The 17,252-nt window shown below is 61.8% G+C and carries 12 protein-coding genes; 7 read left to right on the top strand and 5 right to left on the bottom strand.

Annotated features, from left to right (window positions below):
- Nucleotides 1-93 precede the first annotated feature (93 nt).
- From DWW03_RS08995 to DWW03_RS08975, 5 genes are all read right to left on the bottom strand, one after another.
- Nucleotides 94-948, bottom strand: a complete 855-nt coding sequence (locus DWW03_RS08995; RefSeq protein ID WP_015546765.1) for a YncE family protein — start codon at nt 946-948, stop codon at nt 94-96.
- 94 nt (nt 949-1,042) lie between these two features.
- Nucleotides 1,043-2,989, bottom strand: a complete 1,947-nt coding sequence (yidC, locus tag DWW03_RS08990) for a membrane protein insertase YidC (protein WP_118406632.1) — start codon at nt 2,987-2,989, stop codon at nt 1,043-1,045.
- Nucleotides 2,990-3,024: 35 nt separating this feature from the next.
- Nucleotides 3,025-4,644, bottom strand: coding sequence for a CTP synthase (locus tag DWW03_RS08985; RefSeq protein WP_022061477.1), 1,620 nt, complete (start codon nt 4,642-4,644; stop codon nt 3,025-3,027).
- A gap of 148 nt (nt 4,645-4,792) precedes the next feature.
- A complete protein-coding gene (locus DWW03_RS08980) occupies nt 4,793-7,021 on the bottom strand; it encodes a DUF349 domain-containing protein (protein WP_229096057.1) in 2,229 nt (742 codons plus the stop codon).
- 180 nt (nt 7,022-7,201) lie between these two features.
- Nucleotides 7,202-9,214 carry a DEAD/DEAH box helicase gene (locus tag DWW03_RS08975; RefSeq protein WP_022061475.1) on the bottom strand — a complete coding sequence of 671 codons (2,013 nt, stop codon included), beginning with the start codon at nt 9,212-9,214 and terminating at the stop codon, nt 7,202-7,204.
- A gap of 123 nt (nt 9,215-9,337) precedes the next feature.
- Here DWW03_RS08975 and DWW03_RS08970 point away from each other — a divergent pair, with 123 nt between their 5' ends.
- From DWW03_RS08970 to buk, 7 genes are all read left to right on the top strand, one after another.
- Nucleotides 9,338-10,009 (top strand): response regulator transcription factor, encoded by a 672-nt coding sequence (locus tag DWW03_RS08970; protein WP_015546761.1) that lies wholly within the window; start codon nt 9,338-9,340, stop codon nt 10,007-10,009.
- Nucleotides 10,010-10,201: 192 nt separating this feature from the next.
- Entirely contained in the window at nt 10,202-11,296 is a 1,095-nt protein-coding gene (gene proB, locus DWW03_RS08965; protein WP_015546760.1) for a glutamate 5-kinase, read from the top strand.
- A gap of 2 nt (nt 11,297-11,298) precedes the next feature.
- Entirely contained in the window at nt 11,299-12,549 is a 1,251-nt protein-coding gene (locus tag DWW03_RS08960; protein WP_022061474.1) for a glutamate-5-semialdehyde dehydrogenase, read from the top strand.
- A gap of 270 nt (nt 12,550-12,819) precedes the next feature.
- Nucleotides 12,820-13,194, top strand: coding sequence for a fluoride efflux transporter CrcB (gene crcB / locus DWW03_RS08955; RefSeq protein ID WP_015546758.1), 375 nt, complete (start codon nt 12,820-12,822; stop codon nt 13,192-13,194).
- Nucleotides 13,195-13,731: 537 nt separating this feature from the next.
- On the top strand, nt 13,732-14,934 hold the full coding sequence (locus tag DWW03_RS08950) for an acetate/propionate family kinase (protein WP_118406630.1): 1,203 nt from the start codon (nt 13,732-13,734) through the stop codon (nt 14,932-14,934).
- A gap of 152 nt (nt 14,935-15,086) precedes the next feature.
- Complete coding sequence (locus DWW03_RS08945) at nt 15,087-15,995, top strand: phosphate acyltransferase (protein WP_022061842.1); 909 nt, start codon at nt 15,087-15,089, stop codon at nt 15,993-15,995.
- A gap of 136 nt (nt 15,996-16,131) precedes the next feature.
- On the top strand, nt 16,132-17,199 hold the full coding sequence (gene buk, locus DWW03_RS08940; protein ID WP_015546755.1) for a butyrate kinase: 1,068 nt from the start codon (nt 16,132-16,134) through the stop codon (nt 17,197-17,199).
- Nucleotides 17,200-17,252: the final 53 nt, after the last annotated feature.

Here is a 17,252-nt window from a genome sequence, read left to right as displayed (position 1 = left end):
TTGAAAAAAATTTCGAAGGCCGCGAGTCCTGCGGCCGCAGTTTCCGGCACGGAATCGAAAAAGCCCCCCAGAGAGGGGCATTTCCATATTCATCTATTTCACCTTCTCGAAGACGTAGACTTCGTGCACCTCGCCGTCGTAGCCCGGATAGAAGCCCCGCGGCATGCCCAGCACGATCCGCGCCCCGCGATTGGCCAGCACCAGCAGATCGTCCGTCGCAGGATCGACGGCCAGCCCCTCGATTTCGCCCGGACGGCGGAAATCGGCCATCGAGCGGAACGGAAGCACCGTGGCATACGATTTTCCGTCGCGCAGATCCGCAACGTAGAGGTTGTCCGGTTCATCGAGGTCGGCGTCCCCGTCGTCCGCAGAGATCAGCATGCGTCCGCCGACCATGAAAATCCCCTGCTGCCACTGGGGTACGGGACGCAGGTGGACCTTGCGGACATACCGCCCCGTTTTCCGATTGTAGCCGTAGACGTAGCGTCCGTCGACCCAGTCGGCCATCCAGACCATGTCGCCGTCGCGGTCCACCGCCAGCCCGCACACCTCGACCTGCCCCGACGAGGGTTCCCAGTCGATCGAGCGTTTCCATTTCAATGTGTTAGCGTCGTAGACCGCCACCTGGATATTCTCCCCGCGGCCGTCGTCGAAGGTTTCGATCCCGGCGTAAATCTCCCCGTCCCACACGTCGATGTCGCCGATGTGGTTGGCAGCCAGCGGCAGCCCCTCGAACGGCCGCTCGTTTTTGGCCGCCAGCCGCCCCTGCTTGTCGTATTTATAGAGCGCCGTGCTGCCCGACACATAGTAAAAATTCGAATCGGCGGCGACACCCTGCCGTCCCTCGACGGGAATCACGCGTTTCAGCCGGTACTCCGACCCCAAATTCTGCGCCCCGAGCGGCATTCCGGCCGCCAGCAGCGACGCCAGCATCAAAATTCGTTTCATAACGGTATCGTTTTATGCGGCCTCCGGCAAAAACAAGGCCGGAGCGTTCCCGATGTGGAATCCGCTCCGGCCCGTGTTCAAAGCGGAGTTCCGCCTATTTTCTCTTCGCGCGCTGCTGGGCCTCCTGCTGACGCATCAGCTCCTCGTAGCGCTGCTGGAATTTCGATTTCTTGCCTTTCGACTTCTTCGCGGCGTTCGCCTGCATGATCGCGTGGATCTTGTTGTCGTCGACCATGCGCCGGATGACGAGCGTCTGCCCGATGGTGAAGATATTCGACAGCAGGTAGTAGTAGCAAAGGCCGCTCGAATAGCTGTTGAACCAGAAGAGCATCATAATCGGCATCATGTAGACCATCATAAACTTCATGCCGGCCATCTGGGGCTGCGACGACGCCGTCTGCTGGTAGTTGAACCAGGAGTATCCGAACAGCGACACCGCCATCAGCAGGGCGAACAGCGAAACATGATCGCCGTAGAAGGGAATCGAGAACGGCAGGTTCACGATGCTGTCGTACGACGAGAGGTCGTCGGCCCACAGGAAGGGCTGCTCGCGCAGCTCGATCGACGCGGGGAAGAAGCGGAACATGGCGATCAGGATCGGCATCTGAATCAGCATCGGAATACAGCCGCCCATGGGGTTGATGCCCGCCTTTTTATAAAGCTCCATCGTCGCCTGCTGCTTTTTCATGGCGTCCTCCGGCTTGGGATACTTCTTCGCCAGTTCGTCGATCTGGGGTTTGACCAGACGCATCTTGGCCATCGAAACGTAACTCTTGTAGGTCAGCGGCGAGATCACCAGCTTCACCAGAAGCACCAGGATGAAGATGATGATGCCGAAACTGCCGATGTAGTTGCGCAGGAAGTCGAAGACCGGAATCACGCACCAGCGGTTGACCCATCCGAAGATGCCCCAGCCCAGCGGCACGAGACGCTCCAGATAAATATCCGCACCGCCCGGCTCCCCGATCTTCTTGAGGATCGAGTACTTGTTGGGGCCGAAATAGAATGCGAAGTCATACCCTTCGGTCTGCGGCGTATAGGGCACGCCCATCTGCGCCGTGAAGGTCTTGAGCAACGACGACTCGGGAGCCGCCGTGTCGAAGGCGAGGTTGGCGTAGGACACGTTGTCCGGGGCGATGAACACCGACGAGAAGAACTGCTGCTTGAAAGCCACCCAGTTGACCTGCGTCGAGATATTCTTCGACTTTGCGCCTTCGCTCATGCCCAGCTCCTCGATCGAGGTCTCGTCGGGGAAACGGTACGAGAGCGTGGTGTACATGTTCTCGTTCTGGAAACCCTTCTCGTTCTGGAAGGTGGTGTTCGCCCAGTCGATCTGAATCTGCGTCTGGTTGGCCATCTCCGGAGCCATATTCACCAGCCGCACGTCGAAGTCGACGAGGTAGTCGCGCTCGGGAGCCTCCGTATCATATATAAGGTAACGGTACTCCAGATAGGCCCTCTCCGCCACCGGAAGGCGCATCACGACGCTCTTGGCTCCGTCCGCCTCCCCGACTACGGGCTGGGCCGTAAACACGTAATCCAGCGTGTTGACCGGCACGTTCTTCAGCCCGTTCTTCAGATAGAACGAAAGCCCGAAACGCGCCGTGGCGGGGTCCATCATCTCGATTTTCCGGTCGCGTTTTCCGCGCGGACCGTATTGGGTGTAATCCTTCAGCGTGACGCCCTTGATCTGGCCGCCGCGGGTGGAGAAGAGCACCGCCATCACGTCGTTCTCCACGATGAATTCTTCGGCCTCCGCCTCGCGGGCCGCCGTCAGCGACTCGCCCAGCGTCTCCACCTGACGCTCGCGTACCGCTGCCGCAGCCTCTGCGGCCGCCACTTCTGCCTGCACGCCGTTACCCGACGCCAGCGAATCGGCCACGGGAGCCGCCGCACGCGCGGCTGCGGCCACCGAATCGACATAGGCCTCGTATGCGGCTTTCTGTTCCAGATACTCTTTCTGCTGCTGGCTGTTGAAATAGGCGAATCCCAGAAAAAGAACCGCTACGACGGCAATGCCTATGATTGATTTTTTATCCATTAAACTGTCTTCCTTTTTATCTTTTCAGAGGGTGATTACTTCTTCTCCGCATACGCCAGCGCGGCCTTCACAAAGGCCACGAACAGCGGCGAGGGGCTCAATACGGTGCTCTTGTATTCGGGATGGTACTGCGTACCCACGAACCAGGGATGGTTCTCGATCTCGACGACCTCCACCAGATTCGTGTCGGGATTCACGCCAACGGCCTTCATGCCGGCCGCCTCGAACTGCTCCAGATAGTCGTTGTTGAACTCGTAACGGTGGCGGTGACGCTCCGAAATGTTGAGTTTGCCGTAGGCGGCAGCGACTTTCGAGCCTTTCTTCAGCGCACAGGGATAGGCGCCCAGACGCATCGTGCCGCCTTTGGCCGTAACGCCCTTCTGCTCCTCCATCAGGTCGATCACCGGATGCGGCGTCTGCTCCATCTCGCTCGAATTGGCATCGGCGAGATTCAGCACGTGACGCGCGAACTCGATCACGGCGCACTGCATGCCCAGGCAGATGCCCAGGAACGGGATGTTGTTCTCGCGGGCGAAGCGCACGGCCTCGATCTTCCCCTCGATGCCGCGGTTGCCGAAGCCCGGAGCCACCAGAATGCCGGACATCTTGCCCAGCTGCGCGCCTGCGCTCTCGCGGGTGATCTTCTCCGAATTGACATAGCGCAGCTTGACCTTGCAGTCGTTGACCGCCCCGGCGTGGATGAACGATTCGCAGATCGACTTGTAGGCGTCGGGCAGTTCGGTGTACTTGCCGACCAGCGCGATCTCGATCTTCTTCGAGGGGTGTTTCACCTTCTCGACGAATGCGCTCCACGCGGCCATGTCCGGCTCTTTGTCGGCCGTCAGGTTCAGTTTGTCCAGCACGACCTCGTCCAAATGCTGTTCGTGCATTTTCAGCGGCACTTCGTAGATCGTCGGCACGTCGATCGACTCCATCACGGCGTTGGCGTCGACGTTGCAGAACAGCGCCACCTTGCGCTTGAGCGCCGTCGACAGCGGATGTTCGGCGCGCAGCACGAGGATGTCGGGCTGGAGACCGTTCTCCAGCAGGGCCTTCACCGAGTGCTGCGTGGGTTTGGTCTTCAACTCGCCCGAAGCGGCCATGTAGGGGATCAGCGTCAGGTGAACCAGCGCCGTATTCCGGTAACCCAGCGAATAGCGCAGCTGGCGCACCGACTCGATGAACGGCTGCGACTCGATGTCGCCCACCGTGCCGCCGATCTCGGTGATGATCACGTCGTATTTCTTGGTCTGCGCCAGCAGCTGAATGCGGCGTTTGATCTCGTCGGTGATGTGGGGAATGACCTGCACGGTCTTGCCCAGGTACTCGCCCTTGCGCTCCTTCTCGATGACGCTCTTGTAGATACGGCCCGTCGTGACGTTGTTGGACTTCGACGTGGGCTGGTTCGTGAAGCGCTCGTAGTGCCCCAGGTCGAGGTCCGTCTCGGCGCCGTCCTCGGTGACGTAGCACTCGCCGTGCTCGTAGGGGTTGAGCGTTCCGGGATCTACGTTGATGTAGGGGTCGAGTTTCTGAATGGTCACCGAGTAACCGCGGGCCTGCAACAGGCGGGCGATCGAAGCCGAAATAATACCCTTGCCGAGCGACGACGCCACGCCGCCCGTTACGAATATGTACTTGGGTTTGGAAAGTTTCATTACTGTTTTATTTATAAATTCGTTGTAACACCGTTCAGCGCCTTTTTCCGCAAGCCCCCGCCAAGGCGGGGGTTCGGGGGCGGGTCAAACCTGTATACACGGCGTTCCGCCGTGGGCCGGCGTCCGGAGCGGCAGGGCGATCCGATCGTCAGGCATTGTTATTTTCGTCCTGGTCCTGCTTGTCGATCAGCTTCACCTTCTCGATCGTCGAGGCCATCTCCTCGCGGGCGCGCTCGATCTTCGCACGCACGTCGGCCACCAACGCCTCGGCGTTCTTCGACTTGGCGAAGAAGCCGATGTTGTTCTCCAGGAGGCCGATCTCCTGCTCCAGCTGACGCACCTTGTTGTAGAGGCGTTCGCGTTCCGAGCGCAGGCGGCGGTCGCCCGACGCCTTGAACGACGAGACTTTCTCGCGGAAGCGGCCCATCGAACGGTCGCGCTCCGAACCGCGCAGCGTGTTGAACAGCTCGTCCACGGCGGCCTTGTACTTTTTCTGGATGGCGTCCTTCTGCTTGATGGGCACGAAACCGATCTCGCCCCAGCGGCGCTGGAACTCGCGGATCACCTCGTAGCCCCCGGCCTTCACGTCGGCCCCGGCCATTTCGGCCAGCAGGGCGAGTTTCTTCTGCAGGTTCTCCTCGTGCTCGCCATCGACGCTCGCGAAGTGCGACGCCTTGCGCTCGAAGAACTTGTCGCAGGCAGCGCGGAAACGCTTCCAGACGGCGTCCGAATGGCGCCGCGACACGGCTCCGATCTGCTTCCAGCGGGCCTGGAGGGCGATCAGTTCGTCGGTGGCCTTCTTCCACTCCTCGCTGTTCATCAGCGACTCGGCGGCCTCGCAGATCTCAATCTTCAATTGAAGGTTGTGCTCCATCTCGGTCTTCATTCCGGCATAGAACTGCCGCTTGGCCTCGAAGAAACGGTCGCACGCCGTGCGGAAACGTTCGTAGATGCGGTTGTTATCTTTCTTCGGCGCGAAACCGATGGTCTTCCAGGTCTTCTGAATCTCCAGCAGACGGTCGCTCGCGCGGTTCCACTCCTTGCGGGTGGTGAGCGGCTGGGACGAAAGTTCCTCCGTGGCGACGCACAGCCCGGTCTTGAGTTCGAGGTTCTTCACCTGCTCGCCCTTCAGCGTTTCGAAATGCTCCTGATGCTGTTTGTTGATACGGCTCGACGCGGCTTTGAAACGCTCCCAGAGCGCCTCCTTGTACTCATTGGCGACGGGACCCGTCTCGCGCCACTCGTCATGGAGTTTTTGCAGCTTGTGGAACGCCTCGACGACGGAAGGCTCCAGCACCAGCGCCTCGGCCTGCTCGCAGAGGGCTACCTTCTGTTCGTAGTTCTTCTTCAGATCGAGGTCACGCAGCTCCTTGTTGATCTTGATGAAGCTGTAAAAATTCTCGACGTGCAGGTTGTAGGTCTCCCACAAATCCTTGACATGCTGCTGCGGCACGATGCCGGTATCCTTCCAGCGCTGCTGCAACTCGCGGAACTTGTTGAACGTATGGTTGAGCGTCTCGTCCGAATTGACCAGCTCCTTCAGCTCCTCGATGATCGCCTGCTTGACCTTGAGATTCGCCTCCTTCTCGGCTTCGAGGTTGGCGATGAACGCGTCGCGGCGGCGGCGGTACTCCTTGAACTGCTCCTTGAGCTGAATTTCGGCGCCGTCCACCGAAGGAGCGAAATCCTCCTCGGCGCCGCCCTCCTCGACGAAGCGGCGGCGTGCGGCCTCGACCTCGGCGCGGCGGATGCGGTAAAAGGCGATCTTCAACGCCTCCACATCCCGGCGGATCGACTGCACGGGCTGCTCTTCGAGCATCCGGGCGAACAGGGCCACCAACTCCTCCTTGCCTTTTCCGGCGAACTTGTCCTCCTCGGGCTTCTGCGCGGCGAGTTCCTCCGCGGCCTCCTCCTCGGGCGTCGCGCCCTCGATCTCCAGCCCGGCATTCTGCGCCGCGAGCGCAGCCTCCTCATCGGCAAAGTCCACCTGCACGTCCCGGGACGCGTCCTCCTCCGATTCCGCAACCTCCGGCCCGGCGGCAGGCTTGATCCGGGCACGTTTGGCGCGCGGCGCAGCCTCCTCCCCGGAAATCCGCTCCGCGGCGGCCTCCTCCGCAGGCGTTTCTGCGGCGGGCGCTTCGGCAACCCCGGCAGACGCTTCGGCGGCGGGCGTCTCCGTCACGGCGGATTCCGCGGGCGCGTCCGCAACCTCCGCAACGGGTTCTTCCGCAGCGGCGGACGCCTCCGCAGCCGGTCCTGCGGCGGGCATTTCGGGTTCAGGGACTCGGACAGTCACGGCAGGATTCGCTTGCGCATCTTCAGCCGCAGGGCTGACTTGCTCCTCGGGAGCAGGAAGTGTCGGTTTTTCAGTAGCCATTTCAGTACACGTTTTTGGTTCCCGCATGTGCGGGAGCATATAAATCTCGCAAATATAACCATTTTATGCGGAACGCCGAAAAGATTTCGTCAAAACATGCAACAACGCCGCCCTGCGGAAGCGCGAAATCGCTGCATCCCAGCACGGCGGCGCAATTTTCCGGTCTGTTCCGGCCCTTCGTCAGCGCTTGCGGCCCTTTGCGGCAATGCGTTTGGGCGCAGCCTGACGGCCCGTGGTGACGGGACGGCCGCTGCGGCGGACGCTCCTGGTCCCGCCGCCGCGCTTGGGCTTCTCCCATGCCGCGGCATCGTCGTAACGCTGGAAAGCCTCCCAGTCGAACCCGTCGTTGCCGCCTGCCGGAGACGCGTTCCAGTCGTTCTCGGCCTTTTTCCGGCTCCGCGTCACGGAACGCCGCTCCCCGGCGTCGTCCGCCGTTTCCGCGGTTTCCCTGCGCGGCCGCCTTTCGGAGCGGAACTCCTCCGCGCCCTCGGGCTGCCCGGCCTTCCTGCGGCCCCGCGTCTCGGAACGAGGCTCTCCGGCCGATTCGCTTCCGGACGCGCCTTCGCCGCCGTTGCGACCCTCCGTAGCCGGCCGGCGCCGCTTTCCGCCGCCGTTCTCCGCATCGGAACCGTCAATCTTGGCGATGCGGCGACGGCCTCCCGAGGCGTTGAGCTGCCCCACGACCGCCTCGGCGTCGCTGAACGGCACGCTCACCAGCGAATAGTTCTCGAAGACACGCACGTCGTCGATATTCTTGTCCCGCAGTCCGCACTTGCGCTTGAGCATCTCCACGATCCGGCGGGCCGTGTAGCCGTCGCGGCCCCCGAGCGCCAGGAACAGCCGCGCCTTGCCCTTGCGGTCAACCGAGAACGAACGGATTTCGGGATAATTGCTCTGATCCAGCTCACTGCGGAAAGCCAGCCGCAGCAAGGCTCCCAGCGCCACGTCGGGCGCATAGCTTTCGAGCAGTTCGGCCGCGATGTCGGCGTAGTCGCCGTAGCTCTCATTGGCCACGATCTCCTGCAAATCGTCCTTGATCTTGGCGCGCTTCATCGCCACGATGTCCTGCGGCGAAGGCAGCGTCTCCCGCTTGATGTCGGCCTTGATGTCGCGCATCATCCAGTTGAAACGGCGCAGTTCGGCGCCCGAAATGAAGGTGATGGCCGTACCCTGGTTGCCGGCGCGGCCCGTACGGCCGATGCGGTGGACGTAGCTCTCCGAATCCTGCGGCAGCGAATAGTTGATCACGTGCGAGAGGTTCGACACGTCGATACCCCGCGCAGCCACGTCGGTCGCCACCAGGATGTTGACCGCCTTGTCGCGGAACTTGCGGAGAATCTTCTCGCGCTGGGCCTGCGACACGTCGCCGTGCAGCCCCTCGGCCGAATAGCCCTGGGCCACCAGACGCGTCGCCACCTCGTCCACGCCGATCTTCGTGCGGCAGAAGACGATGCCGTAAAAGTCCGGTTCGATGTCGATGATGCGCGTCATGGCGTCGAACTTGTCGGCTTCGCGCACCTCGAAATAGATCTGGTTCGTGAGGTCGGCCGTCAGGTGCTGCGACTCCACGCGCAGCACCTCCGTATTGCGCATGTAAGCCTCCGAAAGACGGATGATCCGCTCGGGCATCGTGGCCGAAAAGAGCAGCACGCGGCGGTCTTCGCCCGTATGGCCCATGATCTCCTCGACATCCTCCACGAAGCCCATGTTGAGCATTTCATCGGCTTCGTCCAGGACCAGGAAACGGACCTTGTCCAATTTGAGCGTACCGCGGCGGATGTGGTCCAGCACGCGCCCCGGCGTGCCGACGACGATGTCGACGCCCCGCGACAGGCGGCGCAGCTGCTCGCTCATCGCGGCCCCTCCGTAGATGGCCGTGATCGAGAGCCGCCGCTCGCGGTTGTAACTCAAAAGTTCCTCGGCGGCCTGCACGGCCAGCTCGCGCGTCGGGACGAGGATGATGGACTGCACGCCCTCTTTCGAAGGCTCGATCTGCTGGAGTATCGGCAGCCCGAAAGCCGCCGTTTTACCCGTGCCAGTCTGGGATTGCGCGATGATGTCGTTCTCTCCCGAGAGCAGACGGGGAATCGTAAGTCGTTGGATGGAGGTGGGTGTTTCGAACCCTTTTGCCTGGACGGCCGCGAGCATCTCCTCGCTGAGGCCTAAAGCGCTGAAATCAGCTTCGTTGATCATATATGAATAGTTGAAAGGCCAAAGGTACGACAATTTATTGAATATTCGCCGGAAAATCATTATCTTCGCAAAAAGTTACGCACACACGGCCCCTCGCGGGCCGCCTGACCGAAAACCGACACCATGAGTCACCGTATCCTGCTGGTCGACGACGAGGTAGACATCCTCGAATTCGTCCGTTACAACCTCGTACGCGAGGGTTACGAAGTCTTCACGGCCGAAAACGGCGCCGAGGCGCTGAAAGTGGCCGCCGAATGCCGTCCGCACCTGATCCTGCTGGACATGATGATGCCGGTGATGGACGGGGCGCAGACCTGCCGCGCGATCCGCCGAAACCCCGTGCTGAAGGACACGATGGTGGTTTTCCTCTCGGCGCTGGGCGAGGAGGGGCAGCAGCTGGCAGGGTTCGACGTGGGAGCCGACGACTACCTGACCAAGCCTATCAAGATGAAGCTGCTGGTAAGCCGCGTGCAGGCGATCCTCAAGCGCATCGACGCCGACAGACCTCCCGAGAAGGCCCCGGCCCCGGGGCTCACGGTCGACCGCGAGCGTTACACGGTGATCCGCGACGGACAGGAGATCACCCTCCCGCGCAAGGAGTTCGCGCTGCTGGACCTGCTCCACTCGTCGCCCGGGAAGCTGATTCCCCGCGAGGAGATTTACGCCAAGATCTGGGGCACGGAGGTCGTCGTGGGCGACCGCACGATCGACGTGCACATCCGCAAGCTGCGCCAGAAGATCGGCGACGAACGCATCGTCACGGTCAAGGGCGTGGGATATAAATATGAACCCTGAAACGAAAGGTGAAAATTGGATTGTCATTCCGGGAAGAGCCGAAGGACCGACGTGGGAATCCGCTGGACGCGTTGTGAGGTTACGACCTTTGATCGGATTGCCGCGTCGCCACGCTCCTCGCAATGACGGGAGAGGGGGGGGGCAGGCGACCGAATCCGTTTGTCCGGACGAAGCGATTTTGAATTGTGAATTATGAATTGTGAATCGAAAAAATACCGCCGCATCGTCGTCAAGATCGGCAGCAATGTGCTCACCCGCGAGGACGGACGGCCCGACACCACGCGCATCTCGGCGCTCGTGGACCAGTTGGCGCGCCTGCACCGGGCCGGCACGGAGTTCATCCTCGTCTCGTCGGGCGCCGTGGCCTCGGGCCGCAGCCTGCTCGAAACCCGCGTCGGACGCATCGACACCGTTTCGGCCCGCCAGCTCTTCTCGGCCGTCGGGCAGGTGAAACTGCTGAACCGCTACTACGACCTCTTCAACGAATACGGCATCGCCTGCGGGCAGGTGCTCACCACCAAGGAGAGCCTCTCCACGCGGCGGCAGTACCTCAACCAGCGCAACTGCATGGAGGCGATGCTCGCGGCGGGCGTCGTCCCGATCGTCAACGAGAACGACACGATCTCGGTCACGGAGCTGATGTTCACCGACAACGACGAACTTTCGGGTCTCGTGGCGGCGATGATGGGAGCCGAGGCGCTCGTCATCTTGAGCAATATCGACGGCATCTACGACGGTTCGCCTTCGGACCCCGCCTCGCAGGTCATCCGCCGCGTCGCCCCGGGCCGCGACCTCTCGCAGTACATCGACACGGCGCGTTCCTCGCGCGGCCGCGGAGGCATGACGACCAAGAGCCGCATTTCGTCGCGCGCGGCGGGCGAGGGCATCGAGGTCGTGATCGCCAACGGCCGCCGCGACAATATCCTGACGGATCTGATCCTCACGGACCGCGACGTCGTATGCACGCGTTTCGAAGCGGCTCCCCGACCGGCTTCGGGGGTCAAGAAGTGGATCGCCAGCAGCGAAGGCTTCGCCAAGGGCGCCCTGCACCTCGACGCCGGGGCCGCCGCGGCCGTCTCGCAGAGCAAGGCCGCGAGCATCCTCGCCGTGGGCGTCACGGCCGTCGAAGGGGATTTCGAGCGCGACGACATCGTACGCATCCTCTCGCCCGAAGGCGCCCCACTGGGCGTGGGCCGCATCTCGTGCGACAGTGCGACGGCCCGCCGCAACCTCGGCCGCAAAGGTCTCAAACCGCTGATTCACTGCGATTACCTATATCTGGAATAAAAATGGAATACGATACGATCTTCGCCGCCGCCCGGCGCGCCGGCAACGAACTGGCCCTTGTCGACGCCGGGCGATTGAGCCGCACCGTCGCGAAAGCCGCCGCCCTGCTGCGGGAAAACGCCGGAAAAGTGCTCGCGGCCAACGCCCTCGACCTGGAGGCGATGGACGCCGATTCACCCATGCGCGACCGCCTGCGGCTGACGGCGGAACGCATCGCCTCGATCGCCGCCGACATGGAATCCGTCGCCGGACTGCCCTCGCCGCAGGGCGAAACGATCGCCGAATGGACCCGTCCCAACGGCATGACCCTCCGCAAGGTCCGCGTACCGTTCGGCGTGGTGGGCATGATCTGCGAGGCGCGCCCCAACGTCACGGCCGACATTTTCTCGCTCTCGATGAAGACGGGCAACGCCTGCGTGCTGAAGGGCGGCAGCGACGCCCGCCGCTCCAACGAAGCCATCGCCGCCCTGCTCCGCGAGGCGCTCCGCAGCGAAGGCGTCGACCCGGCGGCCTTCACCCTGCTGCCCGCGGGTCACGAGGCTGCCGGAGCGCTGCTGAACGCCGTGGGTTACGTCGACGTGGTGATCCCGCGCGGCGGCGCGGGACTGATCCGCTTCGTGCGCGAAAACGCCCGCATACCCGTGATCGAGACCGGGGCGGGCATCGTCCACACCTACTTCGACCTCGACGGCGATCTGACGAAAGGCCGCGCCGTGGTCTGCAACGCCAAGACGCGGCGCGTCAGCGTCTGCAACGCCCTCGACTGCCTCATCGTCCACCGCGAACGGCTCCGGGACCTCGCGGAACTGTGCGACCCGATGGCCGCCGAACGCGTCACGGTCTACGCCGACGCGGAGGCGTACGCCGCACTCGAAGGCCGCTACCCCGCGTGCCTGCTCCGCCCCGCCGCGGAGGAGCACTTCGGGACCGAATTCCTCGACTACAAGCTGGCCGTGCGGACCGTCGGCTCCCTCGACGAAGCTCTGGCGCACATCGCCCGCTACTCCTCGCGCCACAGCGAAGCCATCGTCACCGAAAACGCCGGGACGGCCCGGGAGTTCACCCGGCGGGTCGATGCGGCGTGCGTCTACGTCAACGTCTCGACGGCCTTCACCGACGGCGGCCAGTTCGGGTTCGGCGCCGAGGTCGGCATTTCGACCCAGAAACTCCACGCCCGCGGCCCGATGGGGCTGCCCGAACTCACGACCTACAAATACGTGATTTCAGGCAACGGACAGACCAGAGAGCCATGACGGTCACGCCGCCGCCCGCCGTTTTCGCGGCATCCCGCCGCGTTCCCGACTCCGCCCCGCACGGGAGAAGCGAAGTCGCCGCGCACCGATGCATCCCCCGACGCCCCTCGCGGAAGGGAGACGCCGCCGCATGGCCCGGACGGCCGGCGCCAAAAGACCCCGACGCCATATGTGACAAAAATTCCACTTATTTCGGCAAATAATTGAACGATTCGTAATCATTTTTTGCTTAAATTTGCACATCCGTAAAATAATACATATATTTAAATTATGATTCGTGAACTTTTCGCCGTGGGCCTGGGAGGCGCCGCCGGAAGCATCGTCCGCTATATGCTCTCCGTCTGGCTGCTCGGAGGGCACACGTTGCTGGGTTTTCCGGCCGGAACGTTCACGGTTAACGCCGCGGGATCGCTGCTGATCGGCATTCTGCTGGAGACCACGAATTCGGCTGCGGCAGGATGGTTGCTCATCGCAGGATTCTGCGGAGGATTCACCACCTTTTCGACCTTTTCGGCCGATGCCGTGCGGTTGCTGCGTGCCGGAGACTACGGGCCTGCGACGGCCTACATTGCGTTGAGCGTCGCGGTCTGCATCGCCTTCGCCGCACTGGGCATGTGGATCGGAGCGCAAATTGCACGCAATTAAAAATGAAAAATTAAGAATTAAAAATAACCTGCAACCCGGTTAAATCCCGGCTGAAATCCCGGTCGCGCTGCGACAAGCCCCCTCCGAGGAGGGGATTTAGGGGAGGGTTAGAATTGGATACGCGGCGGAACGCCGCGAATTAGATGGCTGAATTTGCCCGGGTCAGGCTTGTAAACGACGCCAAAGGCGGCGACGACACCGCCCGGAAGCACAACGACGAAGAAAAAACGTAAACAACCGGATTGCAACCCTAAAGCGAATGAAACGTACGCCATCTCCCTCCCCGAGGGAGGGCCGGGGTGGGGTCAGGCTTGCAAACGACGCCGAAGGCGGCGACAACACCGCCCGGAAGCACAACGACGAAGAAAAAACGCAAACAAACGGATTGCAGCCCTAAAGCGAATGAAACGTACGCCATCTCCCTCCCCGAGGGAGGGCCGGGGTGGGGTCAGGCTTGTAAACGACGCCGAAGGCGGCGACAACACCGCCCGGAAGCGCAACGACGAAGAAAAAACATAAAAACTTAAAATAGAAGTTATGGTAATTCTGGTTTTAAACTGCGGCTCCTCTTCGATCAAATATCAGGTGATCGACATGGAGGACGCGTCGAGCAAACTGCTCGCAAAAGGCATCGTGGAACGTATCGGCCTCCCGGAAGGCGACCTGACCCATAAACCCGTCGGCAAGGAGCCGTTCGAGCTTCACCAGCCGATTCCCGACCACACGACCGGCATCAAGCTCGTGCTCGACGCCCTCACCGACTCCGCCCACGGCGTGATCGCGTCGCTCGACGAAGTGAAGGCCGTCGGCCACCGCGTAGCCCACGGCGGCGAGTTCTTCCCCGAGAGTTGCATCGTCACCGAGGACGTTAAGGCGAAGATCCGCTCGCTGTTCGAGATCGCCCCGCTGCACAACCCCGCCAATCTCGAAGGCGTGCTTTCGATCGAAAAGGTCCTGCCGGGCGTGAAGCAGGTCACGGTGTTCGACACCTCGTTCCACCAGTCGATCCCGGCGGTGAATTACATGTACGCCCTGCCCCACGCCTATTACGAGAAATACCGCGTGCGCAAGTACGGCTTCCACGGAACCAGCCACAAGTATGTGGCCAAGGTGGGCGCCGAACTGGCCGGACTGGATTTCCACAACTCGCGGATCATCACCTGCCACATCGGCAACGGCGGTTCGGTGACGGCGATTCTCAACGGCAAGTCCTACGACACCTCGATGGGCTTCTCGCCGCTCGACGGCCTGGTGATGGGCACGCGCTGCGGCCAGGTGGACGCCAGCGCCATCACGTTCATCGGCGAAAAGGAGGGCATGAGCTATGCCGAGCTGAACACGATGATGAACAAGAAGTCGGGCGTGCAGGGCCTCACGGACATTTCGAGCGACATGCGCGACATCGACCGCGCCTACGACGAGGGCAATCCCCGCGCAATTCTGGCGCGCGATATGTACTACGGACGCATCAAGAAGTTCATCGGCGAATACGCCGCCGAAATGGGCGGTGTCGACATGATCATCTTCACGGGCGGCGTGGGCGAGAATTCGTGCGAAATGCGCGAGGCGGTCTGCACCGGACTGGAGTTCATGGGCGTGAAATTCGACCCTGCGGCCAACAAGGGCGCGCGCGGCGTGAACAAGATCCTCTCGGCGGCGGATTCGAAAGTCAAGGTAGCCACCATCGCCACCAACGAGGAGCTGGTGATCGCCACGGACACCTACAATCTGGTAAAATAACGTCCGCATCCCGGCCGCATGCGATAAGCCCCTCCCGCGGGAGGTTTTTGGGGTGGGGTCGGGCTTGCAAACGACGCCGGCGGCGGCAACGACCGCCGACAGCATAGAGGCAAAACAACAAAGCATATATCAATTTTAAACGTAACAACACCATGATTCAGCATCTTACCGAAATCGTCGAGGAGGCGAGGAAACGGGGTAAAAAACGTCTTGCCGTAGCTTACGGACAGGATTCGCATACGCTGGAAGCGGTCTACGAAGCCTATAAGGAGGGTCTCGTGGAGCCTACGCTCTTCGGCGACAAGGAGGTTATCAAACAGGTCTGCCAGGAGAACGGCATCGACATCAACGCCTTCAACATCGTCAACGAACCCAACGATGTGAAATGCGTCCAGCAGGCCGTCGCATCGGTCGTTTCGGGCAACGCCGACGTTCTGATGAAAGGTCTGGTCTCGACCGACAAATACATGCGCGGCATCCTCAACAAGGAGGCCGGGCTGTTCCCCCCGAAAGGCGTCCTGAGCCACGTTTCTATCGTCGAAATGCCCTGCTACCACAAACTGCTGATCATCTCGGACGTGGCGGTCATTCCGCTCCCCGACTTCAAGCAGAAGATGGTGCAGATCGGCTACCTGGCCCGCACGGCCAACCTGCTGGGTATCGCGACGCCGAAAATCGCCTGCATCGCCCCCTCGGAGCAGCTGCTCCCCAACGTGATCTCCTCGACCGAAGGCGCGCTGCTGGCCAAGATGGCCGACCGCGGCCAGTTGGGCAACGTCGTCGTCGACGGTCCGCTGTCGCTGGACGTGGCGCTCTACAAGGAGGTTGCCGAGCACAAAAAGGTCAAGGGTTCGTCGGTGGCCGGCGATCCGGACTGCCTGCTGTTCCCCAACCTCGAATCGGCCAACGTCTTCTTCAAGTCGGTCACGCACCTCTGCGGCGGCGAACTGGCGGCGATGGTCATGGGTACGAAGGTTCCGTGCGTGCTCACCTCGCGCGGCGACACGAGCAAGACCAAGCTCTTCTCAATAGCGCTGGCCTGCCTGGCGGTAAAAAAATAAAATTCCGGACATCCGGACCTAACCCAATCTTAAACCAGCCCGACGAAAGAAGCAACGCCTCCCGGTTGAAAGTCACCCTTCGACAATCAGTCATTGCGAATCCGTCGGACTCACGTTAAAAACGAACCGAGAACTTATGGGCTACAAAATTTTAGCAATAAATCCCGGCTCAACGTCTACAAAGGTCGCCCTCTACGACGAGGAGCGGCCTTTGTTGGAATTGAACCTCCGTCACTCCACCGAGGAAATCTCCCGCTTCGCCGGAGTGAACGACCAGCTGGACTGGCGCCGCGGACTGATCCTTTCGGCGCTCCGCGAAGAGGCGTTCGACATCAGAAACCTCTCGGCGGTGATCGGCCGCGGCGGACTGATACGCCCCATTCCCGCAGGAGTCTACGAAGTCAATTCGCGCATGCGCTACGATCTGCGGAACGCGCAGATGAAACACGCCTGCAACCTCGGAGGACTGCTGGCCGCACAGATCGCCCACATGGCGGGTGTCAAGGCCTACATCGCCGACCCGCCGGTGGTCGACGAGATGGACGACGCGGCACGCATCTCGGGCATGCCGATGTGCCCGCGCAAACCGGTCTTCCACGCCCTGAACCAGAAGGCCACGGCGCGTCTCCACTGCGAACGGATGGGCTGGGTGTACGAAGAGTCGAATCTGATCGTGGCCCACATGGGCGGCGGCATTTCGGTCGCCGCACACAAGCAGGGACGTATCGTCGACGTCAACAACGCGCTCGACGGCGACGGTCCTTTCGCCCCGGACCGCGCGGGGAGCATCCCCTCGAGCGAACTGATCAAGGTCTGCTTCTCGGGACAATATACGAAAGAGGAGCTGCTGAAATTCATTTCGAGCAAAGGCGGGCTGGTGGCCTACCTGGGAACCAACTCCGTGATTCAGGTCATGGAACGCATCGCGCAGGGCGACCAGCGGGCCAAAAAGGTTCTCGACGCCATGTGCTACAACATCGTGAAACAGATCGGAGCCATGGCCGCGGCCCTCTCGGGCAGCGTTCAGGCCATCGTCCTCACGGGCGGCATCGCCTACAACGAGCCTGTCGTGGAGTACATCCGCGAACGCTGCTCGTTCATCGCTCCGATCGCGGTCTATCCGGGCGAGAACGAACTCGAAGCGCTGGTCACCAATGCGCTGGTGGTGCTCCGGGGCGTCATCACCCCCAAAGTCTACAAATAACCCGCATTCTTCCGGGAAACGAACGGGCCGCATCCTTCCGGGGTGCGGCCCGT

Origin of the sequence: Alistipes sp. AF14-19, assembly GCF_003461645.1 — a bacterium.
Classification (GTDB): domain Bacteria; phylum Bacteroidota; class Bacteroidia; order Bacteroidales; family Rikenellaceae; genus Alistipes; species Alistipes shahii.
Note: the sequence above shows the minus strand (reverse complement) of the source record. Positions and strands in the feature narration are given on the sequence as shown.

What these genes read in the sequence shown, in the direction of transcription:
- DWW03_RS08995 (WP_015546765.1), bottom strand. Translation starts at nt 948, where the DNA reads ATGAAACGAATTTTGATGCTGGCGTCGCTGCTGGCGGCCGGAATGCCG.
- yidC (WP_118406632.1), bottom strand. Translation starts at nt 2,989, where the DNA reads ATGGATAAAAAATCAATCATAGGCATTGCCGTCGTAGCGGTTCTTTTT.
- DWW03_RS08985 (WP_022061477.1), bottom strand. Translation starts at nt 4,644, where the DNA reads ATGAAACTTTCCAAACCCAAGTACATATTCGTAACGGGCGGCGTGGCG.
- DWW03_RS08980 (WP_229096057.1), bottom strand. Translation starts at nt 7,021, where the DNA reads ATGGCTACTGAAAAACCGACACTTCCTGCTCCCGAGGAGCAAGTCAGC.
- DWW03_RS08975 (WP_022061475.1), bottom strand. Translation starts at nt 9,214, where the DNA reads ATGATCAACGAAGCTGATTTCAGCGCTTTAGGCCTCAGCGAGGAGATG.
- DWW03_RS08970 (WP_015546761.1), top strand. Translation starts at nt 9,338, where the DNA reads ATGAGTCACCGTATCCTGCTGGTCGACGACGAGGTAGACATCCTCGAA.
- proB (WP_015546760.1), top strand. Translation starts at nt 10,202, where the DNA reads ATGAATTGTGAATCGAAAAAATACCGCCGCATCGTCGTCAAGATCGGC.
- DWW03_RS08960 (WP_022061474.1), top strand. Translation starts at nt 11,299, where the DNA reads ATGGAATACGATACGATCTTCGCCGCCGCCCGGCGCGCCGGCAACGAA.
- crcB (WP_015546758.1), top strand. Translation starts at nt 12,820, where the DNA reads ATGATTCGTGAACTTTTCGCCGTGGGCCTGGGAGGCGCCGCCGGAAGC.
- DWW03_RS08950 (WP_118406630.1), top strand. Translation starts at nt 13,732, where the DNA reads ATGGTAATTCTGGTTTTAAACTGCGGCTCCTCTTCGATCAAATATCAG.
- DWW03_RS08945 (WP_022061842.1), top strand. Translation starts at nt 15,087, where the DNA reads ATGATTCAGCATCTTACCGAAATCGTCGAGGAGGCGAGGAAACGGGGT.
- buk (WP_015546755.1), top strand. Translation starts at nt 16,132, where the DNA reads ATGGGCTACAAAATTTTAGCAATAAATCCCGGCTCAACGTCTACAAAG.